This is a genomic window from Telluria sp. ZT3P26 (assembly GCF_059686035.1).
This window is the reverse complement of the sequence record NZ_JCASII010000002.1, coordinates 639,347-665,097: the sequence shown is the minus strand read 5'-3', so window position 1 is coordinate 665,097 and position 25,751 is coordinate 639,347. Positions and strand designations below refer to the sequence as shown.

Below are 25,751 nucleotides of genomic sequence, written 5' to 3'. Positions count from 1 at the left end.
GGCCATGTCGAACGACTGCTTTTGGCCGAGAGCAGTCTGCTAGCGAAGGACCGCATTCGACCTGAAGCGAAAATATTCATGCCTTGTCTCACTTTTCGCGCTTTAAAAACGAATTTAACGTTTCCTCAGTGTTCTCGTGTCTGTAGAACTCATTCCGAACGTGGTACAGAGACTACACTAGCCATTCAAAGGCAGCTGGTTCCAATCGGCCACGTCTACTCAGCTTGAAGACTTGATTTGTTACGGGCTTCAAATGGTTGGAAAAACCGCTTCTCACTAAGCTTTCCAATTTTTTCGAACTCGCGGCCGCCTTGGTATTTGGAAAAGCAACTAGACGTTCTTGATTCGGAATAGCCACTAATATATCGTGTGTGTCCAGATGCATGGTCGCGTGCTGAAGAAAATCTCGACTTAACACGATGCTAGGGGCGAGCCAAGAACCTTCCGCGCCACCGAATTTGACACCGTCGACATTTACGCCGAAACCAGCGGAAAAATGCTCATCCCGCCAAGCCTGTAGGACGTTGGACTTTGCAACTTCAAAGAGCGCCTCATTGCTTCTCCCAGATCGCTCCGATTCTGTTATCGATACGTTCCGTACTATGCCGTTCAGGTCCTGCACCAGAACAGCATTGAGATCCAACGCTAGCTTTCTCGAGATAAGCGCATCACGCCCAACGGTTCGAACCCAGATATCGGGGACGATGTAAGGGAAAAGCTTGGACAGATCGAGTCTTGCTTCCTTGGTTTCTATGGCTGCCCGAGCCTTAAACGGGGTTGCCATCATCAAGGAATAGCTAACCAATAAGCCAAATTCGCGACGATTCATCCATTCTCCGATCGTATTGTGGTGCTCACGTCTGGCTGATCAATAAAATTTTCATGGAGTTCCAAAAGCGAAGTTACGTGTCCTTCTGCGAAGGACCGCTTTTGGCCGATTTCGGAAGTTCTAGCTTGTACATCAGACCATCCTTGAGCATAGGCGAGAACCTGCATCAGGACAGTATGGAATTCCACTTAGGCAAATGATACTTGCGGCGACCATAAGCGTAGTAGCCTGCCATGCTGAGACCGAAAAACAAGCCGACGCTTGCGGCAAGCACGACAGCCAGTGCAACCGGAAAGCCCTGTTGACTCCAAACAAACAGCGACATAAAGGCTCCCCAAAAAGAGCCAAACCATATTCCAGCGAGGGGAAGGGTGCGCCAGAACGGCACGAAGTGAGGCGGGGCTGCGTCGACACCAAGGCGCCAGAGCAAACGCAGATACGGAGGTTCATAATTGCTGCGCCACATGCCAGTATCGGCCAAGATTGCGAGCGCTTTGGTACGGCGAGTATTGTTGGACATGAAAGACGATTAACGGATGGAGTTCAATCTTACTGCAGTCGGAGCAGGGAAACAGGCGCGCTTAATCACATTACGCTGAACGACCGCTCCTGACCGAACGCTGAGCATATCAGGTCACCAAGGCTGAAAAGTCGCGGACTGTCACGAAGGGCGGGACCCAACCCGTAGCAGACGTTCGAGCTACCGCTCTACTCTGTAGCGCCTTCGCACACCTGTGCGTCTTTATCCCACCTGCCACCACGGTCCAAGCAACTGTCTAGTCGCACTTCGTTCCGCAGCCACAGGCCAAAAGCGACCAGTGACGCAAGTACGAACGCCCCAAGCAGAAGTTTTGTAGTTTTCATCGTATTGGTCGGTGGTGAACAGGAGAGTTCAAAGGTCCGCTTCTGGCCGAACCCAGCCGTTCAGCTGAGAATATCAGGTCACTAACTTAGAAAAAGGCGCGGACTGTCACGAAGGGCATGAACCGACCCGAAGCGGACGGTCGCGTTCTAGTCACTGACGTCGTAACGCGCTTCGATACCACGCCAGCCATGCGCGTCAAGTACTTCCCTAGCAAAATGCATTATTTCTTGCCATCCTTTAGTTTTCAACATCTCATCTAAAGAGTTTGGCAGCATGGCGTGCCGAACTTCGTAGTACGCATCGAAATCTCGTAGGGACGCCAATTCCTCGTTGGAGAACTCGCTCTTGAAAAGTTCGTCTGTTGGGTGGTAGAAGTCGCCAAACCATTGATTCACCAACTCGTTTGCCACGTTGACCGGCGCCCGCTTTTGGTAGTCAAGTTGATCGCTTTTAGAAGCGATCAAGTTCAACAGATTGACGATATTGGCACGGTGTGGAGACATAGAATCCTCGTTGACTTCTCAACCTTCAATGACCGCTTCTGGCCTTGGATTCAACCGATCGACGCAACACACTAAACTCTGGATAAGCAGAAGGAGTGTTACGGATGAAGCAGAGAGCAAGGATTTACTATACGGAAGCCCAGAAGGCGTTGATGTGGGAGCACTGGAAAAAGGGCGAATCACTCCAGCAAATTGCCCAGTTGTTCGACCGAAATCACTCATCTGTACAGCGAATCCTTGCCGAGTCTGGTGGCATTCGACCGGCAGAAAGACAGCGATCAAGACTGGCATTAACCTTAGCTGAGCGGGAAGAGATATCACGCTCGCTCGCTACTGGTCAATCGATCCGTCGGATTGCTGAAGCACTTGGACGAGCACCGTCCACTATTAGCCGTGAGATCAGTCGCAATGGTGGCCAGACGAGCTATCGAGCTAGCTGTGCCGACGCGGCTGCTTGGAAGCGAGCCCATCGTCCTAAGTGTTGCAAACTGGTGAATAACCCCGAGTTGGCGTGTATCGTAGCGAGCAAACTCCAATCACAGTGGTCGCCTGAGCAAATTGCTGGGTGGCTCAAGCATACGTTCCCGGGCAGCGAGGATTACCAGGTGTCGCATGAAACGATTTATCGCAGCCTCTTCATTCAGGCCCGTGGTGCGCTGAAAAAGGAGCTACTAGAGCATCTTCGGCGAACCCGGGCCATGCGCCGATCGCGTCATCATACGCAAAAGAAAGAAAATCACGGCAGGATCAAAGATACGGTGTCGATCAGCGAACGACCTGCCATAGTTGAGGATCGTGCTGTACCAGGACATTGGGAAGGAGATCTAGTGTTCGGCGACCGAAATAGCCAGATCGCTACCCTTGTCGAACGCCACACTCGTTACGTGATGCTGGTGAAAGTCGCAAGCAAAGATACAGAAACAGTCATCAGCGCATTGATTGATAACGCCCGTCAGTTACCCCGAGAGCTTTATCAATCACTGACTTGGGACCGGGGCAAGGAAATGGCTGACCACAAGCGTTTTACTATGGCCACTGACATCGATGTCTACTTCTGTGACCCACACAGCCCTTGGCAACGCGGCAGTAATGAAAATACCAATGGGCTATTACGCCAGTATTTTCCTAAAGGCATCGACATCTCCGCGTACTCGCAGGCTCAACTTAACGAAGTAGCTCGCAAATTGAACGAACGGCCAAGGAAGACTTTAGAATACCAAACGCCCGCTGAACGATTCAGCAAACTTGTTGCATCGACCGGTTGAATCCAAGGCCGAAAGCTGACAATCAGCATGGCTCGGTGTACAAGCATGTTGCCGCCAGACGAAGTAACAGGTTTTGCCAGGCGCTCGAAGCCGGTCACGCCTGCTGCGCCGTCGGCGCGCCAGTAACCGGCTCCAGCAAGTGACCGCTCAGCCATTGCGCCACCTCCGCCGCCCTGCCCTCGATCTGTGGACCGAAACCCTGCTGCGCCAGCAGCGCAATGCCGTTCGGATTGCGCAGTACGCCCTTCTGCAGCACCGGCCGGCCGCTGGTCGTATCAATACAGATGGCGTCAAACCCCGCCTGCAGCAGCGGCGCGAGCACCAGATTGTGCGACGACACCAACACCAGGTCGTGCCTCGACAACTGCTCGAGCACCGCAGCGGCAGCGGACACCGACTCGAGATGGTTGGTACCACGAAACACCTCGTCGATCAGGCACACGCCTGCCGGCTGGCCGGCTGCCTCGAGCAGTTCGCGGGCACGCCGCAACTCCGCCATGTACAGGCTCTCGCCGCCGAGCAGCGAATCCTCGTTCTGCATGCTGGCGCGTACGGGCACCGCCGGCAGGCGCGCCCGCGTGGCGTAGCAAAAGCCGAACGCGCGCGCCGCAAGCAGGTTCAGGCCCACCATGCGCAGGAACGTGCTCTTGCCCGACGCGTTCTGGCCCGAGACGAACGCGCCGCGCCCATGCAGCGACAATGACAGCGGCGCCGGCTGCGCCATCAACGGATGCACGCCATCCTCCAGCAGCAGCTCGCGCGCCCCACCCCGTTCGGCCCAGCACCAGCGCGGCATCGCATGCAGGTGCCGCGCCAGCGCCACGTCGGCTTCCAGGTTGGCAGACGCCAGATAGCACTCACGCAGAAACGCGCGTTGCCCGAACACGATGCGCGCCGTCCTGAAGTAATGCGCGATATTCCCGGCAGCGAACCAGTCAGCATACTGCCTGCCACCCGGGATCATGCGCAGCGCGAAGGGCCGGTCGAGGCGCACGTGCAGACGCGCCGCGGCCGCGCGCGCCGCCACGAACGGTTCGGTCAACGCCCCGCCGCCCTTGCCAAGCAGGCCAACGGTGGCAAGCAGCGCGCCCAGCGAGCGGATGGTCGCAGTCCAGCCCTCGATCTCTTGGTGATAGCGGATCTGCAGCGCCATCAGCGGCGCAAGCGCGGCCAGCGTCAGCATCCAGCCGAGCGGCAACGTCACCAGTGCGGCGACCGACACCACGAGCAGCACCGGCAGCAGCCATAACCAGCGCGCCCACCATGGCGTCACGGGCGGCGTGTCGCCGAACAGCAGCGCGCTCACGTCGACATCCGCATGGCGCAGCATCCGCAGTTGCGCGTGCAGCGCGGCCAGGTGTGCAGGGTCCGCGATCAGGCCTTGCAGGCGCGTGCGCTGGGCGCTGCAGGCGGCATCGTCCACGCCCGCGCGCAGGCGCCGGTGCAGCACTTGACGGCCGAAGATACTGGCCTCGGGCGCCAGCGTGTCCTCGAACGACGACAGCAGCAGGTCGTCCCAGGTCTGGGCATCGATGCTGGCGCGGTTGGGGCCATCCTGGTCGTGCAGACGCCCGATATCCTGGGGCGTAAAGAAGTGATTCGGAGGCGGCGCGGTCGATGGCGCCAGTGTGGCGAGAGCGGAACGCCAGAGATGCTGCAGGTGGTCGAACGACGACAAGGTCAGTCCTGAAAAGGGCCGGCGGCGCCGGTTGCCAGATGCATGTGCAGACGACATGGCGAACTTGCAAGAAGGAAAACGTTCCAGTAGCGAAATTATCTTTTTTGCATACCGACCGCGGTAACAGACAATGTTCGTTTCCCAACATACCGAGGCAGTAAACACTGGCACGATGCCTTCTTGACCATCTCTATAACAATGTCCAGGAAAGGCAGGCCCTCATGAAACGCGCTTCGCTCGCCGCCGCACTATGCCTCGCGTTCGGCTCCGCCACCGCCCAGCAGGGCGACGGCACCCAGTTCTCCACCAAGATCAACGTCTGGAAGCCCAACAAGGTCGAAGCGACGCCGGAGCGGATCCGTGCCCTCAAGGCGCCGCCCGGCTTCACGGTCAGTGCGTTTGCAACCCGCCTGAAAAACGCCCGCATCATCGCCGTCGCGCCCAGCGGCGACATCTATGTGAGCCGCCGTGACCAGGGCGACGTACTGCTGCTGCGCGACACCAACAACGATGGCCGCGCCGACGGCGAGCCGATCACGGTGGCCAACCGCGCCGGCGCGCATGGCCTGGCGATCCGCGACAACAAGCTGTACCTGGTGACGGTCAAGGAGCTGTTCGTGGCCGACATCCAGAAGGATGGCCGCCTGGGCGAACTCAAGATGCTGATCGGCGACCTGCCCGACTCGGGCCAGCACCCGAACCGCACGATGGCCTTCGGCCCGGACGGCATGCTGTACCTGAGCGTGGGCAGCACCTGCAACACCTGCAATGAAAGCAATCCCGAAAACGCCACGCTGCTGCGCATTTCGCCGGACGGCAAGCAGCGCACCATCTTTGCCAGCGGCCTGCGCAACCTGATCGGCTACGCCTGGCATCCGACGACGGGCGAACTGTGGGGCTTCGACCATGGCATCGACTTCCTCGGCGACGACGTGCAGGCCGAGGAGATCAACAAGATCGAACTGGGTAAACAGTATGGCTGGCCGCACGTCTACGGCGCCAATGAGATCTACCCGCAAAGCACGCCCGTGGGCGAGATCACCAAGGAGCAGTGGAAAGCGCGCAGCACGCCGATGGTGCTTGGCTACACGGCGCACGCAGCGCCGATGCAATGGGTGTTCGGCGCCGGCAGCGCGTTCCCGGCCGAGTACCAGGGCGACGCCTTCGTGACGATGCGCGGCTCATGGAACCGGGTGCCGGCATCGGGCTACGAAATCGTGCGCGTGCGCTATCAGAACGGCCAGCCGACGAAGGTCGAGCCGTTCGTCACGGGCTTCCTGACCGATGGCGGCAAGACCCACATCGCGCGCCCGGTCGGGCTGGCGATGGCGAAGGACGGTTCGCTCTTGATGGCGGACGATGCCAATGGCGTGATCTACCGGGTCGCCTACACAGGCGGCAAGGCCGGCATGCCGGCAAAAGCCCCGGCAGGCCCGCTGGAACAGCAAACCAGCAAGGGCACCAATGTACCGCTGGCGCTCAAGCGTCCCGAGACCGAGGCCAAGGGACAGATGACGGTTTCGTCGCCGAGCTTTGCCGCCAACGGCATGATGCACGAGCGCTACACCGAGTACGCCGATGGCGTCTCGCCGGCGCTGGCGTGGAAAGGCGTAGCAGGTGCGAAGTCGTACGTGATCATCGCGGAAGACCCGGACGCCAAACCGGCCCTGCCCTTCGTGCACTGGGTGATGTGGAATATCCCGGCCAATGTCACCAGCGTGCCGGAAGGCGTGCAGGAGCAAGCCCGCCTGTCGGATCCGGACGGCGTGCTGCAGGGCCTGACGACGCGCGGCTCGCCGGGCTACTACGGGCCAAAGCCGCCACCGGGTGAAGCGGCGCACCGCTACCACTTCCAGGTGATGGCGCTCGACACGATGCTGGACGTGCCGTTCGGCGCCGACCGCGACCAGGTACTGGCCGCGATGAAGGGCCATGTACTGGCCAAGGGCGAGATCGTCGGCAAGTACGCGCAGAAGCAGAAGCCGCAGAAGTAAGGCTGTAGAGCAAACCTCACCGGCGGCCGTGTCCGCGGCCGCCCGGACGGACACCGCGGACAGCGGTGTCCGCGACTGTCCGCCATACGAATCAATGACTTAACGCCTGGCACGGATCGTGCAATAACGACCATCATACCGTCGTTACTGGACCACCATGATCCCCGAACCATCCCGGCAGGACACTACCCTGACGCCGCCCCCGGCGCAACGATTCAAGCGCCGCGCCTTGACGATCGGCGCGGCTGCTGCGCTGGTTGCCGTCAGCGCCACGCTGTACGCCGCCTGGAACAACAGCGAACATAGCGTCTCGGCCAGCCGCATTCGCATCGCCGAGGTGGCGCGCGGCACGCTGGTGCGCGACGCCGCCGTCAATGGCCGCGTCGTGGCCGCCGTCAGTCCCACGCTGTATGCCACCGCCCCGGCCACCGTCAACCTGAAGGTCGCCGCCGGCGACACGGTCAAGAAGGGCGATGTGCTGGCACTGCTCGAGTCGCCCGACCTGACCGACGCCCTCAAGCGCGAAGTATCGTCGTATGAACAGCTCAAGGCCGAAGTGGCGCGCCAGCAGATCCTGTCGCGCAAGCAGAAGCTGCTGGCCCAGCGAGAAGCCGACACCGCCGAGATCGACCGCCTGTCGGCCCAGCGCACGCTGGAGCGCTACGACAGCGTCGGCCAGATCGGCATCATCGCCAAGATCGACTACCAGAAGGCCAAAGATGCCGTCAATTCGGCCGGCATTCGCGCCAGCCACGCCAGGCAGGCCGCCGCGCTCGAAGGCGACGACGTCGAACTGGCGATCAAGACCAAGACCAATGAACTGGAACGCCAGCGCCTGTCGATGGCCAACGCCCAGCGCCGCGTCGACGAACTGACGGTGCGCGCGCCGGTCGATGGCTTCATCGGCACGCTCAATGTGCAGAACCGGATGGTGGTCGCGGCCAACGCGCCGTTGATGACGCTGGTGGACCTGTCGCGGCTGGAGGTCGAACTGGAAGTGCCCGAAACCTACGCCGGCGACATGGGCCTGGGCATGCGCGCCGAGATCACGCTGCCGTCGGGCCGCGCCACCGGCACGCTGTCGGCGCTGTCGCCCGAGGTGGTCAAGAACCAGGTACTGGCACGGGTGCGCTTCGATGGCACGCAGCCGACCGGCCTGCGCCAGAGCCAGCGCGTCAGCGCGCGCCTGCTGATCGAGGAAAAGCCGGATGTGCTGATGGTGCAGCGCGGCCCGTTCGTCGAGAACGAGGGCGGGCGCCATGCGTATGTAATGCAGGACGGCGTGGCCGTGCGCACGCCGATCCGGATCGGCGCCACCAGCATCTCGGCCGTCGAAATCATCGACGGCCTGAAAGCCGGCGACAAGGTGGTGGTGTCGGGCACCGATGCCTTCGACAATGCCGCACGCGTCTCAATCAATCAATGAACCAGGGAGCCAGACTATGCTGCGCATGACCAACCTGAGCAAGGTGTACCGCACCCACATGATCGAGACGCACGCGCTGCGCGGCTTCGCGATCCACGTCAACCAGGGCGAATTCGTCACCGTGACCGGCCCGTCCGGCTCGGGCAAGACGAGCTTTCTGAACATCGCCGGCCTGCTCGAAGAATTCACGTCGGGCGAATTCATCCTCGATGGCGTGAACGTCAAGGGCCTGGACGATGCGGCGCGCTCGCGCCTGCGTAACGAAAAGCTCGGCTTCATCTTCCAGGGTTTCAACCTGATCCCCGACCTGAACCTGTTCGACAACGTCGACGTGCCGCTACGCTACCGCGGCTTCAATGCGCGCGAGCGCAAGGAACGCATCGAGGATGCCCTGGGCAAGGTGGGCCTGGCCTCGCGCATGAAGCACTACCCCGCGGAGCTCTCGGGCGGCCAGCAGCAGCGCGTGGCGATCGCGCGCGCACTGGCCGGCAGCCCGAAGCTGCTGCTAGCCGATGAACCGACCGGCAACCTCGATACGCAGATGGCGCGCGGCGTGATGGAACTGCTCGAAGAAATCAATGCGGCCGGCACCACCATTTTGATGGTGACCCACGACCCGGAGCTGGCCGTGCGCACCCACCGCAACGTGCACATCATCGACGGCCAGGTGTCGGACCTCGTGCGGCGCGCCCCGTCACTGCACCAGGCCGACAGCGGCGTCACGGTATAAGGAACGGCGATGCTCGGCTACTACCTGATGCTTGGCGTGCGCAGCCTGCGCCGCAATCCGTATCTGACCGCGCTGATGGTGCTGACACTGGCGATCGGCGTGGCGGCCAGCGTGTCCACGCTGACCATCCTGCACGTGATGTCGGGCGACCCGATTCCGGGCAAGAGCGAGCGCCTGTTCGTGCCGCAGTTCGACAATGGCCAGCTTGAAGGCTATGTCCCGGGAGCCGATCCGGACGACATGCAGATGAGCTATCCGGATGCTGCCAATCTGCTGCGTAGCGGCCAGGGCGAGCGCCGCACTGCGATGTACAACATCCAGCTGCCGGTCGAGCCGACACGCAAGGATCTCCCTGCTTTCAATGCGACCGGACTGGCGGCCACACGCGATCTCTTCGCGATGTTCGACGTGCCTTTCCGGTACGGACAGGCCTGGAGCGAAGCGGACGATGCACGCGGCGCGGACGTCGTCGTCCTGGGCCAGGCCATGGCAGAGAAGCTGTTTGGCCAAACCAATCCGGTCGGCCAGCGCCTGGTGCTGACAGGGCATCAATACACCGTGGTGGGGGTCATCGGCCCGTGGGCGCCATTGCCCCGCTATTACAAGCTGATCGGCGCAAGTCGCTTCGGCCAGGGCGAGGATTTCCTGATCCCGTTCGCCAGCGCCATCGGCCACGAAGTACCGCATGCAGGCAGCATGAGTTGCAGCGGCAAGCGCGATAGCGGCTATGCTGCCCTTCTTGCGTCCGAGTGCACCTGGATCCAGTTCTGGTTCGAGACCCGGTCGCAGGCCGAGCGCACCGACCTGCAGGCATTCATCGATAGCTACGCCAGCGAACAACGCAAGCTGGGGCGCCTGAAGCGGGCCGCGCCAAACATGCTGTACGACGTGATGGCGTGGATGGACAAGCTCAAGGTCGTGGCCAACGACAGCAAGCTGTCGGCGTGGCTGGCATTCGGGTTCCTGGCCCTGTGCCTGGTCAACACGATCGGCCTGCTGCTGGCCAAGTTCTCGGTGCGCGCGAGCGAAGTCGGCATCCGCCGCGCGCTGGGTGCGTCGCGCGGCGACATCTTCCGGCAATTCATGATTGAAACGGGCGTGATCGGACTGGCCGGCGGTGTACTTGGCCTGGTCTTGGCGTTCTGCGCGCTGGCGCTGATCGGCATGCAGAGCAAGGGCATGGCGAACATCGCGCACATGGATTGGAAGATGCTGATCGTGACGTTCGTGATCTCGATCGCCTCCGCCCTGCTTGCCGGCTTCCTGCCGACCTGGCGCGCCTGCCAGGTCACGCCTGCCATCCAGCTCAAATCACAGTAAACCCGGGAGAACTGCATGGAAATCCGTCCTATCCTGTCTGCCCTGTTGCGCAACAAGACCGGCCCCGTGCTGGTTGCGCTGCAGGTCGCGCTCAGCCTTGCCCTCCTGGCCAACGCGCTGCACATCGTCAGCGAACGACGGGCGGTCGCTGCCCGTCCGTCGGGCCTGCTCGACGAGGCTGCCACCTTCTACTTCGAGGCGCACAACCTGGACAACGACACACCGGAGCAGATGCTGGCGACCATCAAACGCCAGAGCGAACTGCTGCGCGCGGTGCCCGGTGTGGCATCGGTGGCGTACGTGTCGCAGATGCCGATGTCGAACAAAGGCAGCACCAGCAGTTTTTCGGTCGACCGCAATCCGCAGGGACAGAACACATCGCTGGGCATGTATGTATCGGGCGACTCACTGGTAAAGACATTGGGCCTGCAAGTGGTTGCGGGGCGTGACTTCCTCCCTGGCGAACTGGTTGACATCAATGAGCAGGCGTTGCGTATCCCGCCCGACACCATGATCATTACCAGGGCGGTGGCCGACAAATTGTGGCCGGGCACCTCCGCAGTTGGCAAGATGCTGTATTTCGGTAGCGGCGAAGTGCCAGGTGCCCGCATCGTGGGGGTCGTCGAGCGTCTGCAAACGGCGCATGCCCAGGTCGGTGACCTCGGAGAATACGCGATGATCATGCCGGCCCGCCTGTATGGCGGGGAGAGTGCGCTGTATGCGGTACGCGCCGAACCAGGCCAGCGCGACCGCGTGATGAAAGAGGCAGAACAGGCGCTGCGCGCGGCGTCTAGCCGCCCGATGATCCTGAACGCGAGAACGGTCGAGGAAGACCGCAAGAACCGCTACCGCGCCGACCTTGCACTGTCGTGGATGCTGGTGACAGTCAGCGTGCTGCTGCTCCTGGTGACCTGCAGCGGGATCGTCGGCATGGCCAGCCTGTGGGTGACCCAGCGCCGCAAGCAGATCGGCGTGCGGCGTGCACTTGGTGCGCGCAAGATCGACATCCTGCGCTACTTCATCGTCGAGAACGTGATGATCACGAGCGCCGGCGTGGCCGGCGGCGTGCTGCTGGGCGTGGGCCTGAATCAGCTCCTGGTGTCGAAGCTGGAAATGGCGCGCCTGCCGGTCGCCTACCTGATCGGCGGCGCGCTGATGTTCTGGGTGATCGGCATTCTTGCCGCGTTCGGCCCGGCCTGGCGCGCGGCCAGCACCTCGCCGGCGCTGGCCACCCGCAGCCTGTGAGCACGCGCGCGGATGCTATGCTGGCGGCCATGCCCACAGTTCTCATCATTGACGACAATGCCGCCGTGGCCATGGCGCTCGACGTGCTGTTTTCGCTGCACGACATCGCCACGCTGCGCGCGCTCTCGCCAGCAGAAGGCCTGGATGTGCTGGCGCGCGAACCGATCGACCTGGTGATCCAGGACATGAACTTCACGGCCGATACCACGTCGGGCGAAGAAGGCGTGGCGCTGTTTCGCGCGATCCGCGCGCGCCACCCCGACCTGCCGGTGATTCTGCTCACTGCCTGGACGCACCTGGACGCGGCGGTCGACCTGGTCAAGGCCGGCGCCGCCGACTACCTGCCCAAGCCGTGGAACGACGAGCGCCTGCTGGCCAGCGTCAGCAACCTGATCGAACTGGGGCAAGCCAACCGCGCGCTGGGCAGCCGCCTGCAGTACGAACGCAAGGCGCGGCTGGCGCTCGAGCAGAACTTCGACCTGCGCGGCCTGGTCTGGCAAGACCCGGCCACCGAACGCGTGCTGCACCTGGCCTGCCAGGTCGCGCGCGCCGACGTGCCGGTGCTGATTGCCGGCCCGAATGGCGCCGGCAAGGAGCGCATCGCCGACATCATCAAGGCCAATTCGCAGGTGGCCGACGGTCCGTTCGTGGTGCTCAATTGCGGCGCCCTGCCGTCCGAACTGATCGAAGCCGAATTGTTCGGCGCCGACGCCGGCGCCTACACGGGCGCGTCGAAAGCGCGCGAAGGCAAGTTCGAGGCGGCCGACGGCGGCACGCTGTTCCTCGACGAAATCGGCAACCTGCCGCTGGCCGGCCAGATGAAACTGCTGCGGGTGCTGGAAACGGGCCGCTTCGAGCGCCTGGGGTCGAACCGCGAGCGCCAGGTGCGCGTGCGCGTGATCAGCGCCACCAATGCCGACCTGGGCGCGATGATCCGCGCCGGCACCTTTCGCGAAGACCTGTTCTACCGCCTCAACGTGATCGAGCTGCGCCTGCCGCCACTCGGCGCACGCCCCGGTGACATCCTGCCGCTGGCGCGTTCGTTCCTGGCCGCCGGCAAGGCGCTGCACCCGGCCAGCGAAGCGGCCTTGATGGCCTATCCGTGGCCCGGCAATGTGCGCGAACTGAAAAATGTGATGGCGCGCGCCAGCCTGCTGTCGCATGGCGATACCGTCATGGTGGCCGACCTGGGCCTGCCGGCAGCGAGCGCACCGGCGCCGGTGCCAGGGCAGGAAGCGGAGCCCGACCGCGCCGCGCTGGTGGCGGCCCTGACACGTGCGGGCGGCGTGGTGGCGCAGGCGGCGGCCGACCTTGGCCTGTCGCGCCAGGCGCTGTACCGCCGCATGGAGCGGCTGGGCATCGCGCGGCCATGACCGACAGCGCGCGCCAGCCCAGGTTTTCACTGGTCACGCGGCTGTCGGCGCTGGTGGGCACCCTGCTTGCGCTGGCGGTACTTGCCGCACTGCTGCTGGATCACCTGCTGCCCGCCCGGCCGCTGCTGGTGCTGGCCATCTGCCTGCTTGGGCTGGTGCCGCTGGCCGTCATCACGCTGCGCGCGCAGCTGCAGCCGGTGCTGTCGCTGTTCCGGGCGCTGGAAGGCACGGTCGACAATTACCGCGACGGCGACTTTTCGTGCAGCCTGCACTGGCCGCACAACGATGAACTCCGTGACCTGATCGCCGCCCACAACAACCTGGGCAACGTGCTGCGCGAGCAGCGTCTGGGATTGGTGCAACGCGAACTGCTGCTCGACTCGATGGTGCAGAACACACCGGTGGCGATGCTGCTGGTGGCCGATTCGACGACGCCCGGCGGCGCCATCGTGTTCGCCAACATCGCCGCGCGCCAGTTGCTGGCGCAGGGGCGCAAGCTCGAAGGCCACAGCATGCGGGCGGTCCTCGATGATGCTTCGGCCGCTTTGCGCGACGCGCTGGCGCGCGGTGGCGACGGCCTGTTTACCGCTGGCGAAGGCGAGGCCGAAGAGGTCTACCACCTGGCGCGCAGCACCTTCACGCTCAATAGCAGGCGCCACGAGCTGCTGCTGCTGCGCCACCTGACGGTCGAACTGCGGCGCCAGGAAGTCCAGACCTGGAAAAAGGTCATTCGCGTGATCAGCCACGAATTGAACAACTCGCTGGCGCCACTGGCGTCGCTGGCGCATTCCGGCGCCGAGCTGGTACGGCGCGGCCAGCTCGAACGCCTGCCGCAGATCCTGGAAACGATCGGCGAGCGCACGCGCCACCTGGAAAGCTTCATCTCGGGCTATGCGCGCTTTGCCAAGCTGCCGACGCCGCGCCTGGAAGCCTGCAGCTGGCCAGCCCTGGTCACGCGCCTGGCTGGCCAGGTACCGTTCGCCGTCGCGGGCGAGCTGCCGCAGGATGCGGCCTGGATCGACGCTGCGCAGCTCGAACAGGCGCTGCTCAATCTCCTGAAAAACGCGCACGAGTCAGGCTCCAGGCCAGAGGCCGTACAGCTGCAGATACGGCGCGTGCAGGACCAGGTGCGCATCGATGTGACGGACCGCGGCAGCGGCATGAGCGAAGCGGTGCTCACGCATGCGCTGGTGCCGTTCTATTCGACCAAGCGCGCCGGCACCGGCCTGGGGCTGGCGCTCGCACGCGAGATCGCCGAGGCGCACGGCGGGCGCATCCTGCTGGCCAACCGCGACGGCGGCGGCCTGGCCGTGACGCTGTTCCTGCCGGCGCTGGCGGCGACCTGAGAGCCTGCAGCGGCGGCTCTGGTAACATCGGCTTTACGTTCCACCGCTTCGTGCTATGTCCGCCAAGTCACCCACCGTCATCGATCCGCGCTTCGCCCAGCCCGGCCATCCACCTGCCACCATCGACGAATTCGAGGGCGTGCGCTTCCTGCACCTTGGCACCTCGTGGGTGCAGGGCGCGATGCGGCTGGCCAAGCCGGACACGATCGAGCTCGAATACGTGCAGATGATGATGATGTGGACCTTGTTCCAGAGCGCGCCGCGCCACATCGTGCAGCTTGGCCTGGGCAGCGCAGCGCTGACAAAATTCACGTACGCGCGCTTTCCCGATGCGCGCGTGACGGCCGTCGAACTCAATCCCAACGTGATCGCGATCTGCCGCGCCATGTTCGGCCTGCCCGAGAACGATGCCCGCCTGGACGTGCGCGAGCAGGACGCGATGGACTTCGTGCTGGATCCGGCCAACCACGGCAAGGCCGACGTGCTGCAGGTGGACCTGTACGACCAGGACGCACGCGGCCCGGTCCTCGATTCGGAAGCGTTCTACCAGGGCTGCCTGGATTGCCTGGCGCCGGGCGGCGTCATGACCGCCAATGTGTTCGGCGACTTCAGCAACTACGACAAGAATTTCCTGAACATGGAACAGGTCTTCGATGCCGTCGTGTGGCTACCGGAGGTGCATGATGCGAATGTGGTGGTGGTGGCGTTCCGGGACGCCCCGCAGCTGGACTTTTCAGTGCTCTACGAGCGCGCCGGCGAGATCAAGCGGCGCCTGAACCTGCCGGCCAAGAACTGGGTGAACGGTCTCAAGGAATGGATGCGCGACCATCAAGGCTGATCTGGTGGCGGCCCGTACCTGCCCGGTGCCCTGGCTCGGCCGACGCCACGCCCAGCTCTGACGCAGGCACCGGCGCACCGAGCACGGCGAACACGGTGCCGCATGACTCGCGCTCGAGCGCCAGCACGGGGAACACGCGCTCCAGGTTGGCGTACTTGGCCCAGGCGCCGGCCCCGCGCGACTGGGTCGGCGGAATCGACATCGCGGCATAGCCACGCGCGCCCCCCTCCACCGCTTCGATGCTGCGCCCGCGCGCGGCCCGCGCGTCGTCCAGCTGCACGGGAATGTCCGACGCGTCGAGACAGCGCACGCGCAGTTGCGCGCCAGGCAGTGGGTGGTCGTTGATCTTCTGGTTGGGCGCGTGCCAGAGCTGCATCAGCACGATGCCGGTTGCACTGTGGGCGTCCCAGGAGCTCTCGAGACTGCCGTAATGCTCGAGGCCATAGCGTTTGCAAAGCTGGGTGATATTCATGCTAATCGTTCCGTTGCCGTTGGCGCCGTTCCCGGACACGCCGGGCGGCGGGATCCTGCATGGCGCGCAGCAGGATCTCTCGTGAGACGTTGCAGCTTTCGAGGTAGACCAGCCCCGCGTTGACGCCGCGCGTCTCTGCCAGGAATAACGCATATTCGGTGGCAAGCGCGGTTCGCTCATCGGTTCGTCGCTGGATCATGGTGTGCTGCCTGCGGTTGTCGGCGGATCCGGCCCGCGCGGCGCGCAGACAAGGTCGAGATCCAGTGGCGGAATGGTCCCCGCCTGCCGTCATGCCTATCTGGCATCAGTTCTTGTCTATCCTAGCGTGTCTTAAGGTGCGCACATTTGAAAAACTTGTTAAATAACGTAACAAATAAACAATACTTTTCAAACATTGTTTCCGTACAAAAAGTACTTAATACTCAAGGCATTACTCGCAACTCATAAAAGTATCGTCAGATAGGCAAAGCTGTCTCTTTTGTACTACGCATTTGCCTTGAAGCCACGTTCGTATTTACTTATTTCAAATGTGTCGTCGTCGCCGCCCCACCCCGTTGCTAAGATTAAATAATGCTCTGATAACAGGGCGACATAAAAATCCATACCAAGAGGGGACAGAGGATGAAGAAGAACACACTGCCACGACGCGCCCTGCTGGCGTCGGCGCTGTTGGCGGCGCTCGCACCAGTCGGCGCCCAGGAAGCCGACAGCAATATGTCGCAAGTCGTGGTGCTCGGCTCGCGCACCCAGGCCAAGACGGCGCTCGATACCGCCGTGCCGGTAGGCCTGATCAGCACGAAGGACATCCAGTCGGCCGGCACGCTGGAACTGGGCAAGGTGCTGCAAGACCTCGACCCGTCGTTCAACTTCACGTCGACCTTTGTCAGCGACGGCACCGACATCATCCGCCCCGCCACGCTGCGCGGCCTCGGCCCCGACCAGCTGCTGGTGCTGATCAACGGCAAACGCCGCCACCAGCAGGCGCTGGTCAATGTGCAGCAGACGATCGGCCGCGGCTCGGCCGGCACCGACATCAATGCGATCCCGCTGTCGGCGATCCAGTCGATCGAAGTGCTGCGCGACGGCGCCGCCGCCCAGTACGGATCGGACGCCATTGCGGGCGTCATCAACATCATCCTCAAGAAGGGCGTGGGCAATGGCACCCTCAGCGCCAGCGCCGGCACGACCGACGAAGGCGACGGCGACACGTATTCCGCCAGCGCCAGCCGCGGCTTCGCGCTGGGCAGCGACGGCGGCTACCTGAACCTGTCGGTCGAAGCGCGCAAGCGCGACGAGACCAACCGCGCCGGCCTGGACACGGCGCGCGTCAATCCGCCACGCGTCACGCAGCGCCTGGGCGACAGCAACGCCAAGGATTACTACCTGTGGATGAATTCCGCCCTGCCGATGGGCGGCGGCGAACTGTATGCGTTCGGTGGCGCCTCGAAACGCAAGGGCGATTCGGGTGGCTTCTTCCGCCCGAAAGAAGACGGGCGCAACGTGCCGGCGGTGTACCCGGAAGGCTTCCTGCCGAACATCGTCACCACCGTGCAGGATGCCTCGCTTGCCGTCGGCTACCGCCACGATCTGGGCCGCGACTGGTCGATGGACGCGAGCGTGAACCACGGCCGCAGCCAGCTCCAGTTCCATGAACGGAACTCGATCAACGTCAGCTACTGGTACGAGAACGGCGAATCGCCGCGCGAAGCCGACACCGGCACGCTCAAGTTCGAGCAGACCACGTTCAACCTCGACTTCAAGGGCCCGGTGAACCTGATGGGCGGCGAACTGTTCGTCGCTGCCGGCGTCGAATGGCGCCGCGACAATTACGAGATCGAGGCGGGCGACCCGGTCTCGTACCAGTACGGCCGCACCAACAACCCGGCCATCATCATCCGCGACCAGAACGGCGGCATCGCTGCCTCCGGCATCCAGGGCTTCCCCGGCTACACGCCATCGACGGCGGTCGACCAGGGCCGCCACAACACATCCTTCTACGTCGACCTGGAGCGCAAGTTCGGCCCGGATGTCTCGGTCGGCGCGGCAGTGCGGCACGAACGCTATTCGGACTTCGGCAACACGACGATCGGCAAGCTCAATGCGCGCTGGGACCCGAGCCGCTCGTTGGGCGTGCGCGGCAGCGTATCGACAGGCTTCCGCGCGCCGGGCGTGCAGCAGAAGTTCTACAGCTCGGTCTCGACCAACCTGAATGCGGCCGGCGTGCTGACCGAAACGCTGACGGCGCGCGAAGACAGCGCCGTCACGCGCGCCTTCGGCATCGCACCGCTGAAGGAAGAAACGTCCAAGAGCGCCAGCATCGGCGTGATCCTGCGGCCGACCACCACGTTCTCGCTGACCGCCGACGTGTACCGCACGAAGATCGACGACCGCATCGTGTTCTCGAGCACGATCTCGCCGGAGTCGGGTGCCTGCGCAACGCCTGCCGCATGCCCGATCCGCGCAATCCTCGATCCGCTGCGCGTGGGCCAGGCGCAGTTCTTCACGAATGCGATCGACACGTCGACCACGGGCCTGGACCTGGTGGCACAGCAAACCATCCGCGGCCAGGGCTCGACCCTGGTGCTATCCGGCCAGCTGGGCTTCAACAAGACCGAGGTCAAGGCGCGCAATTCGCAATCGCCCGTGCTGACCGGCGCGCAGCTGTTCGACGATGCGCAGGTGACGCTGATCGAACGCGGCCAGCCGCGCAAGCACCACGTGGTCTCGGCGGACTACACGGCCGGCGCCTGGAACGTGACGGGCCGCGCGAACTACTTCGGCGAAGTACAGGGCCAGGGCTTCACGGCGCCGTTCGTGCAGACGTGGGAAGCCAAATGGATCGTCGACCTGACGGGCCGCTACACGTTCAACAAGAGCCTGAGCCTGTCGGCGGGGATCAACAACCTGTTCGACACGTACCCGACCAAATGGGACCCGGTCCGCGCAGCCCCCTTCCCGCAACTGGGCTTCACCTACTGCTGGGAAACCTGCCCGTTCGGGATGAACGGCCGCACGGCATACGTCAAGGCTGACTACACCTTCTGATGAAAACAGCGGGGGTCAGGTCTGACATTCGGACACGACCTCTGCAGGAACAGCCGGGGTCAGGTCTGACATTCGGACACGAGCTCTTCTGAAAACAGCGGGGGTCAGGTCTGACATTCGGACACGACCTCTGCAGGAACAGCCGGGGTCAGGTCTGACATTCGGACACGAGCTCTTCAGTAGTGGCGCGATCCGGGTTTAGAAGCGTAAGGAAGGTGCGTCTTTGCGATCGATTTCGGAACGGGTTTTGCATAGCCGTTCCGAAGACGCATCGCTACAGCTGGGGCCGTGTCCAAATGTCAGACCTGACCCCAGCTTTGTTTCAGCGCCGCTCGCGCCACCATAGCAGCAGCATGGCCAATGCGAAGGCGAGTGCGAATGGCCAGGATGGCGAGGGGCGTGTTGGTCCGTTCGCGGGCTGGATTGGCGAACGGGCGGCGTAGTGCGCTGTCGCGTTGCGCCGTTCGGCTGCTTGCCATGCGGGCCAGTCGGTCGTGGCATACACGTAGATCGCATGCGGGCCGGCGTTCTGGTCCTGTAACTGCAACCAACCTGCCTTTTGCGGCCACAGCGCTGCGCACGATGCATCGGCGCGATCTGCGCGACGCTGCCAGCTAAGAGAATGCTTCAGATCGGGGAGTGTCAGCTGCCCACTGACGCCGCGCGCGCAGAGTTCCAGGCGCTGGCCTGCCAGCGGGATGTCGCCTGGCGCCAGCCATTCGGTCTTTTTCCGCTCTTCGACACCCACGCGGTCCAGCACGCCCTGCCACCACAGCGCCAGTGCGCGCGGCTCGGCGATTGCGTGGCGGTGCCATTCGGTGACGCCCAGCCAGGCGATGCGGCCCTGTTGCCAGTCGCGGGTCCAGACCATGTTGTCAGATCCATGCCATGGACCGGCGTCGCGCGACGTGGGCAGCAGCGAGGCCACTGGCATCTCCAGTGGCGTGTCGATCTTGGCGCCCAATGGCTGCGCGCGCAGCGGCAGTTGCAACGTGCGTGACCAGACGCCGGGATCGTTCGCGTTACCGCCCAGGACCAGCAGCGGCATGCCCTTGGCCACGCGGTCCAGCAGCGCGGCGCGTTCACCGGCCGCCATCCGCTCGAAGCGCGCGGCATCGATCACCATCAGGTTGGGCGAAGCCATCTCGGCGCGCGGCGCTTCGGTGCGCGTGATGGCACGGCCCAGCGTGACTTGCCAGTCGAGCAGCGCGCCACTGCTGGTCAGCAGGTCGTTCAGCGCGCGCAGGTCGAACGATGGCGCGCCAAAGCGGCCGACGACCTGCAGCGGTGCAGGTTCGTGCACGATGAATGGCACCGGTCCCTCGGCAATCACCTTGTCCTTGGCGTCGAGCAGCCGCGCCTTGAGCACGACGCGCTCGGCCACCGGCGGCATCCAGTCGACGCGCAGGTCGCCGGTGCCGCGTGCTTCTGCCAGCTGCTGGCCATTCTCGGCCAGCAGCTGCAGCCGCGCGTCGGTCTTGTCGTCGCGCTGCATCGTCAGCGTGAACTGGCGGCCCAGCGCCACCTGACTCGGGAACAACAACCGCAGCGCCCCGCCGCGTGGCGCTTCCCAAGCCAACGGCCGTGCCGGCAAATCATTCCACTCGGCGGCGCGCAAGCCGTCGCCGTTCAGCGTCAGGCTGTTCACACCCTCGAGCGACGCCGGTGGCGCGGCCGGATCGATGGCCAGCGTGCGGCCGCCCTCGCCCGGCATGCGCAAGTCCAGCGCGAACAGGCCCAGGCTCGCGGCGGCGACGATGACCAGCAGCGCATCGAGCCACTGGCGGCGGCGCAGATACAGACCGGCGCTGACGATGCCTGCCACGAGGATGGCGGCGATGAGCCACTGCTGGTTCATGGCCTGGCCGCTCCATCACCCGACTCGCGCCAGCGGCGCGCGAACGCCGTATCGACACTGGTCTTCGCCTGCAACAGCACCTGCCCCTGCCCCGCGCCGGAGCGCAACCAGGCGCGCAGCACCGGGCGGCAGGCGATGCAGCCGTCGGCCACGTCCTGGATCGCGCGCTGCGCCGCCAGGCGCTGCTCGTCCTCGACCAGGCGCGTGCGCACCCAGTCGTTGGCGGTGCGCATCCACAGCGCCGGCAGCGCGGCCTCGCCCGACAGCGCCTGCACCAGCGTGCGCAGTTCTTCCGGCAGCGCCGCCGCCTGCTCCGCCTGCGTGCGGCGGTAGCTCGCGGCGCCGTCCATCTCGCCCGTCATGCGCTTTTCTTCCTTGATCGGTGGCGGCGTGAAGGCGGTCTTGTGCAGATAGATGCGCTCGGCCTGCTGTAATTCCTTGATCGCTTCCAGGGCCTTGTGTTCGGGGGCCAGCGCGCTTTTCGGCGTGACCGCGCGCAGCGATTTTTCGGCGTCCCACATTGCGACCAGCGCGCGCCGCAGCACCTTCTTGGTGCCTTCATCGTACATCGTCGCGTTCTCGGCTTCGTCGTGCGCGTGGCCGTAGGTGGCCAGGATCTGCTGCGTCTCGTTGACGATGCCGCCCTTGCGCTGATTGGGCTCGCCGTGATCGTGGTCATGGCCACCGGGTGCGTGGTCGTGGCCCTCGTGGCCTTCTTCTTCGGCAGGCTTCTCGGCGGCGCGTGGCGCCTTGGCCGCTTCCTCGCCGAACAGCGTCGACTCTTCGCCCAGGAACTGGCCATAGCGGCGGCGCAGTTGCGCCTGGTCGTCGCCGATCCGCTCGCTGCGGTCACGCACGTCGGCGGCCGCGAGCTTCGTACTGCGCATGTCGGCGATCAGCTGTTCGGTGTCGATGATGATCTGGCGCTGGCTGCGCAGCGACGCCGGCTTCACCAGCGACGGCATTGCCGCGCTCTCTTCTTCGGCTTCCTGCTCCGGCGCCGGGCGCCGCACCGTGTAGGTGGGCGACTGCACGGTCTGCGCGCGGCCCGCGTTGTCGGTCGCGCGGACGAAAAAATACAGCTCGTCGCCCGGCTCCATCGCCAGTTCGCTCAGGGCCCATGTCTTGGACCAGTTGCGCAACTTCGGATTGTTTGATGCCGGCAGTGGCATCTCGCGGTCCGTAAAACGCACGTTCTCGCCGCTGCCCTGCGCGAGCGTCATGTGCAGCGTCGCGCGGGTGATCCGGTAGTCGTCCTTGACCTGGACCGTCATCGTGGTGCCGGTCGCGTTGTCGCGCAGGTCCTGGATCATCTGCGCCGGGGCGCTGATCGTGATCTCGGGTGGCGCATCGGGAATCACGCGCAGAGTGTGGCGCGCGCCGCGCCAGCGCCAGACGACCGATTCGGTCGCCGTCCAGCGCGCGCACTGTTCACCGGGTTCGAGCGTTTCGCCGTTACCCAGTTCGATTTTATTGTTGCCGCCCGTGCCACCCGTCAGGCACCACGTCACGACCGTCTGCTCCGGCACCTGCAGATCGCGTGGTGCCGAGCTGGATGCCGCCACGCCCGTGTAGGCAGGCGGCGCGAGCTTGAGCGTCAGGCCGGCCAGCGTGGCGGCGGTCGCGCTGCTGACGGGGCTGGGCGGCGTGGTCGCGCCCTGTTCCGACGGCCGCGTGGTTGCGTACCACACCATCCCCGCAAGCACCGCGCTGACCAGCAGGATCGGCAGACCGCTCGAAACATGCTGGCGCGCGATCTGGCGCAGTTGCTGGCGCGAGACGGCGGCATCAAGCCGCGCGAACAGGCGCTGCTGCTGCAGGCGCGCGATCGGCGTGTCGGCCGCGTCGAGCAGGGCCGCGCTGTCTTCCATCTCGGGCACCGCGCCATCGAGCCACGCCGGCCATTCATACGCCACGCGGCGGCGCAGCTTGACCCAGTCCAGCGCGCACCAGCCGGCCCAGGCCAGCAAACCAGGGCCCGATGGAATGACCAGCCAGGGCAAGGCCCCGCCGATCCAGAGCGGCATGCGGCGCAGCTGGGCTGCGCGCCATACGCGTTTGGTGATCTCAACGCCTCCGTGCATGCGCGAGACTCCTTTCAAGGACGAACAAGCCGACCAGGATGGCCAGCAGGATGTCGCGCAGTGCGCCGCTTGGCGCCGGTGCAACGGCGCCTTTCGAGGCGGCGAACGTTTGCGACGGCAAGGTATAGGGACGCGGCCCGACGTGCAGCTGCTGCCAGGTGTCGAGCAGCGCACGCGCGGCGTCGACATCCTCCGGCGGCCATGCCGGGTGGTGCCACAGGCGCCCACGCGCGCTGTCGGCGTACTGCAAACCGTTCAGCGTGCGCGCCTTGGCCAGCTCGGGGAACGCCGCAGGATGGGTCACCCACCACAGCGCCGCGCGCAGCGTCGCAGGCGGCGCCCCGGCGCGGTCCCAGATGATCAGGTCCGTCCTGGCGCCCGGCGCGTCATCCACGACGATTTTCTCGACACCATCCTGCGCCGCGAACAGGCGACGCCAGGCTTGCGGGCGCTCGCTGGCAATGACCACGTGCCGTTCCACGTTGGAAGGCGCGGTCGGCTGCGTGCGCACCGTGATGTCACGGCCAAACACCGGCTTCGTGGCCGGCATCGGCACGTCACCCAGCACCAGCAGGCGGGCGTCGCCAGCCCATTCGCGTTCGTGCGTGTGCAGCCAGGGCAATGCCTGCGCTGCCGGCAGCGTCACGCGCTCGGCCCCAGCCAGGCCGGCTTGCGCCACTTCGCGCTCGACCCAGACCTTATCAGCGCCCGCGGTCACGACCACCGTGTCGCCACGCCAAGGATAGACCGGGTCAGCCAGCCAAGCGATGAGCACCGCGAGCAACAAGCAGCGCACCAGCAGCAGCAGCGGATCGCTCCAGCGCCACACGCGCGTCTGTTTCGGCTCGGTGCGCGGCAGGAAGCGCGCGGTGGCCATCAGCGCGGCCTGGTTCTGCACGCGCTTGCGCCGGTGCCACCAGACCGGCAACAGCAATACGGGAAGCGCAAACCACCAGAGTGCATTCATGGGCGATTACCTCGATGGCCGGCGCAGCCAGCGCCGCAGAACGTCGCCCGGCGCCTGCTCAATGGCGGCCAGCGTCAGTGGCATGTCATTCCTGCGGCACTGGGCCGTCACCCGATCGAAGTGTTCCATGCGGTTGCGGCGGTAGCCTTCCTTCAGGTCGGCGCCGAAGCGGAACACCCCTTCTTCATGCTCGGGGTCGCGGTACGCCTGCGTGTCCGGGAAGCTGGCGTCGATCTCGGCCTGCGTCTGCAGGCACAGCACGCGCACGTCGTGGCGCATCTGGCGCAGGCGGGTCAATGCCAGCGACAGCGGCGACGGCCAGTCGAGCAGGTCGCTCGCCGCATAGATGGCGCTGGGCGAGAGGGCAAAGTGCAGGCTCGCCTTGAGCGTCGCGGCGTCCGGCAACTGGCCGGCAGGCGTGGCGCGCTGCAGCTGCGCCAGCACGCGCTGCAGATGGCGCGGGCCGCGGTTGGCGGGCGTGAACGTCACCTTGCCATCGCTCAGGATCACCAGACCGAACGCATCGCCCTGGCGCTGCGCGATGGCGGCCACGCAGGCCAGCAGCGTGCGCGCACAGGTCAGTTTGTCGATACCCTCGACGCTGCGGCTTGGTTCGGCCATCGACGCACTCGCGTCGAGGATCAGCCAGACGGCCACGTGGCTGTCACGCTCCGCCTCGCGCACAAAATAACGGTCGGCGCGCGCGGCCAGCTTCCAGTCGACGCGGCGCCACTCGTCACCCGGCACGTACGAGCGGTACTCGGAAAACTCGACACCCGCCCCGCGCTCGCGCCCAGCATGGATGCCGTGCCCGAGTCCGGCCAGCACGTGACGGATCACGAGATCGAGCCTGGTCGTGTGCGCGATCAGCGCCGGATTCACGGACGACATTCTGCGATCGCCAATTACGCTACCTTGATCTCGCGCTGCAGCGACTGCAACACATCGGCGATGGCGATGCCGTCGGCTTCGGCCTCGAAGTTGCGCAGCACGCGGTGCGCCAGCACCGGCAGCAACATCGCGCCGATGTCGTCGCGGGTCACGGCCAGCCGGCCCTGCATCAGCGCGCGCGCTTTCGACGCCAGCACCAGCGCCTGGCCGGCGCGCGGCCCGGCGCCCCAGCCGATGTGCTTTTTGACGGCATCCACCGTCGTCTCGCTCGGGCGCGTGGCGCGCACCAGGCGCGTGGCGTACCGCACCAGATGCTCGCCAATCTCGATGTCGCGCACCAGCTGCTGCAGGCGCAGCAGCGTGGCGACATCCATCACCGGCTCGGCATCCTGCAAGCCGGCGTGCGTCGTGCGCGAGACCATCAGCACTTCTTCGTCTTCGGTCGGGTACACGACATCGATGCGCAGCAGGAAGCGGTCCAGCTGCGCTTCCGGCAGCGGATACGTACCGGCCTGTTCGATCGGGTTCTGCGTGGCCAGAACAAAAAATGGCCGTGGCAGTTTATGCGTCTGCCCGGCGAAGGTGACCGAGCGCTCCTGCATTGCCTCGAGCAGTGCCGATTGCGTTTTTGGCGGCGCGCGGTTGATCTCGTCGGCCAGCAGAACTTGCGTGAATACCGGGCCTGGCTGGAAGCGGAACGCGCGCTGGCGCGTGGCCTGGTCTTCTTCGAGGATCTCGGTGCCGACGATATCCGACGGCATCAGGTCGGGCGTGAACTGCACGCGCCGGAACTGCATGTCGGTTGCCTGCGCCAGGGATTTCACGAGCAGCGTCTTGCCCAGCCCCGGCACGCCCTCGACCAGCGCGTGGCCGCCGGCCAGCAGGCACGTGACGAGCAGGTTGACGACGTCTTCCTGGCCGATGATCACGCGCGCCATGCTGGCTTTGAGCTCGCCCACTTTTGCTGTCAGTGCAGCGATTTCCTGTTCGTCCCACGCTATCGAATTACTCTCAGCCACTGG

General features: G+C 64.5%; 21 protein-coding genes. 10 read left to right on the top strand and 11 right to left on the bottom strand.

Features of this window, described 5'->3' with window-relative positions; all coding sequences use genetic code 11:
• Positions 1-172: 172 nt before the first annotated feature.
• The 3 genes from AC56LN_RS10720 to AC56LN_RS10710 all read right to left on the bottom strand — a co-directional run bounded on the left by AC56LN_RS10720 (position 173) and on the right by AC56LN_RS10710 (position 2,197).
• Complete coding sequence (locus AC56LN_RS10720) at positions 173-829, bottom strand: DUF1444 domain-containing protein (RefSeq protein ID WP_499571569.1); 657 nt, start codon at positions 827-829, stop codon at positions 173-175.
• 166 nt (positions 830-995) lie between these two features.
• Positions 996-1,349, bottom strand: coding sequence for a DUF6404 family protein (locus AC56LN_RS10715; RefSeq protein ID WP_499571568.1), 354 nt, complete (start codon positions 1,347-1,349; stop codon positions 996-998).
• Between the two features lie 491 nt (positions 1,350-1,840).
• Positions 1,841-2,197: a hypothetical protein gene (locus AC56LN_RS10710; RefSeq protein ID WP_499571566.1), complete on the bottom strand. Its 357-nt coding sequence runs from the start codon at positions 2,195-2,197 to the stop codon at positions 1,841-1,843.
• Positions 2,198-2,301: 104 nt separating this feature from the next.
• Here AC56LN_RS10710 and AC56LN_RS10705 point away from each other — a divergent pair, with 104 nt between their 5' ends.
• Positions 2,302-3,462 (top strand): IS30 family transposase, encoded by a 1,161-nt coding sequence (locus tag AC56LN_RS10705; RefSeq protein ID WP_499571564.1) that lies wholly within the window; start codon positions 2,302-2,304, stop codon positions 3,460-3,462.
• Positions 3,463-3,556: 94 nt separating this feature from the next.
• On the opposite strand, the gene AC56LN_RS10700 is transcribed toward AC56LN_RS10705, so the two are convergent.
• Positions 3,557-5,140 carry a MutS-related protein gene (locus tag AC56LN_RS10700; protein ID WP_499571562.1) on the bottom strand — a complete coding sequence of 528 codons (1,584 nt, stop codon included), beginning with the start codon at positions 5,138-5,140 and terminating at the stop codon, positions 3,557-3,559.
• Between the two features lie 221 nt (positions 5,141-5,361).
• Between AC56LN_RS10700 and AC56LN_RS10695 the strand changes: the two genes are divergently transcribed.
• The 8 genes from AC56LN_RS10695 (at position 5,362) to AC56LN_RS10660 (ending at position 15,412) form a co-directional block, all read left to right on the top strand.
• A complete protein-coding gene (locus AC56LN_RS10695; protein WP_499571560.1) occupies positions 5,362-7,134 on the top strand; it encodes a YbhB/YbcL family Raf kinase inhibitor-like protein in 1,773 nt (590 codons plus the stop codon).
• Positions 7,135-7,291: 157 nt separating this feature from the next.
• Complete coding sequence (locus AC56LN_RS10690) at positions 7,292-8,560, top strand: efflux RND transporter periplasmic adaptor subunit (RefSeq protein ID WP_499571558.1); 1,269 nt, start codon at positions 7,292-7,294, stop codon at positions 8,558-8,560.
• Between the two features lie 16 nt (positions 8,561-8,576).
• The gene (locus AC56LN_RS10685) at positions 8,577-9,290 is read left to right on the top strand and encodes an ABC transporter ATP-binding protein (protein WP_482896990.1); all 714 of its coding nucleotides are present in this window, start codon (positions 8,577-8,579) and stop codon (positions 9,288-9,290) included.
• 9 nt (positions 9,291-9,299) lie between these two features.
• Complete coding sequence (locus AC56LN_RS10680) at positions 9,300-10,610, top strand: ABC transporter permease (protein ID WP_499571557.1); 1,311 nt, start codon at positions 9,300-9,302, stop codon at positions 10,608-10,610.
• Between the two features lie 15 nt (positions 10,611-10,625).
• Positions 10,626-11,855 carry an ABC transporter permease gene (locus AC56LN_RS10675; protein ID WP_499571555.1) on the top strand — a complete coding sequence of 410 codons (1,230 nt, stop codon included), beginning with the start codon at positions 10,626-10,628 and terminating at the stop codon, positions 11,853-11,855.
• A 29-nt stretch (positions 11,856-11,884) separates the two neighbouring features.
• Positions 11,885-13,228 (top strand): sigma-54-dependent transcriptional regulator, encoded by a 1,344-nt coding sequence (locus AC56LN_RS10670; protein ID WP_499571554.1) that lies wholly within the window; start codon positions 11,885-11,887, stop codon positions 13,226-13,228.
• Positions 13,225-14,574, top strand: coding sequence for a sensor histidine kinase (locus AC56LN_RS10665; RefSeq protein ID WP_499571552.1), 1,350 nt, complete (start codon positions 13,225-13,227; stop codon positions 14,572-14,574). Before AC56LN_RS10670 ends, AC56LN_RS10665 begins: the two co-directional genes overlap by 4 nt.
• Positions 14,575-14,629: 55 nt before the next feature.
• Positions 14,630-15,412 (top strand): spermine/spermidine synthase domain-containing protein, encoded by a 783-nt coding sequence (locus tag AC56LN_RS10660; RefSeq protein ID WP_499571550.1) that lies wholly within the window; start codon positions 14,630-14,632, stop codon positions 15,410-15,412.
• On the opposite strand, the gene AC56LN_RS10655 is transcribed toward AC56LN_RS10660, so the two are convergent.
• Positions 15,381-15,884: a hypothetical protein gene (locus tag AC56LN_RS10655; protein WP_499571548.1), complete on the bottom strand. Its 504-nt coding sequence runs from the start codon at positions 15,882-15,884 to the stop codon at positions 15,381-15,383. The genes AC56LN_RS10660 and AC56LN_RS10655 overlap by 32 nt on opposite strands.
• A gap of 1 nt (position 15,885) precedes the next feature.
• Complete coding sequence (locus tag AC56LN_RS10650) at positions 15,886-16,083, bottom strand: hypothetical protein (protein ID WP_482896984.1); 198 nt, start codon at positions 16,081-16,083, stop codon at positions 15,886-15,888.
• A gap of 422 nt (positions 16,084-16,505) precedes the next feature.
• Here AC56LN_RS10650 and AC56LN_RS10645 point away from each other — a divergent pair, with 422 nt between their 5' ends.
• A complete protein-coding gene (locus tag AC56LN_RS10645) occupies positions 16,506-18,929 on the top strand; it encodes a TonB-dependent receptor plug domain-containing protein (RefSeq protein ID WP_499571545.1) in 2,424 nt (807 codons plus the stop codon).
• Positions 18,930-19,251: 322 nt separating this feature from the next.
• On the opposite strand, the gene AC56LN_RS10640 is transcribed toward AC56LN_RS10645, so the two are convergent.
• The 5 genes from AC56LN_RS10640 to AC56LN_RS10620 are packed head-to-tail and all read right to left on the bottom strand — an operon-like array spanning position 19,252 to position 25,748.
• Positions 19,252-20,787, bottom strand: coding sequence for a hypothetical protein (locus tag AC56LN_RS10640; protein WP_499571543.1), 1,536 nt, complete (start codon positions 20,785-20,787; stop codon positions 19,252-19,254).
• The gene (locus AC56LN_RS10635; RefSeq protein WP_499571541.1) at positions 20,784-22,871 is read right to left on the bottom strand and encodes a hypothetical protein; all 2,088 of its coding nucleotides are present in this window, start codon (positions 22,869-22,871) and stop codon (positions 20,784-20,786) included. The genes AC56LN_RS10640 and AC56LN_RS10635 overlap by 4 nt, the downstream gene beginning before the upstream one ends.
• Positions 22,855-23,838: a BatA domain-containing protein gene (locus AC56LN_RS10630; RefSeq protein ID WP_499571540.1), complete on the bottom strand. Its 984-nt coding sequence runs from the start codon at positions 23,836-23,838 to the stop codon at positions 22,855-22,857. Before AC56LN_RS10630 ends, AC56LN_RS10635 begins: the two co-directional genes overlap by 17 nt.
• Before the next feature lie 6 nt (positions 23,839-23,844).
• The gene (locus tag AC56LN_RS10625; protein WP_499571538.1) at positions 23,845-24,729 is read right to left on the bottom strand and encodes a DUF58 domain-containing protein; all 885 of its coding nucleotides are present in this window, start codon (positions 24,727-24,729) and stop codon (positions 23,845-23,847) included.
• A 14-nt stretch (positions 24,730-24,743) separates the two neighbouring features.
• Positions 24,744-25,748: an AAA family ATPase gene (locus AC56LN_RS10620; protein WP_499571536.1), complete on the bottom strand. Its 1,005-nt coding sequence runs from the start codon at positions 25,746-25,748 to the stop codon at positions 24,744-24,746.
• Positions 25,749-25,751: the final 3 nt, after the last annotated feature.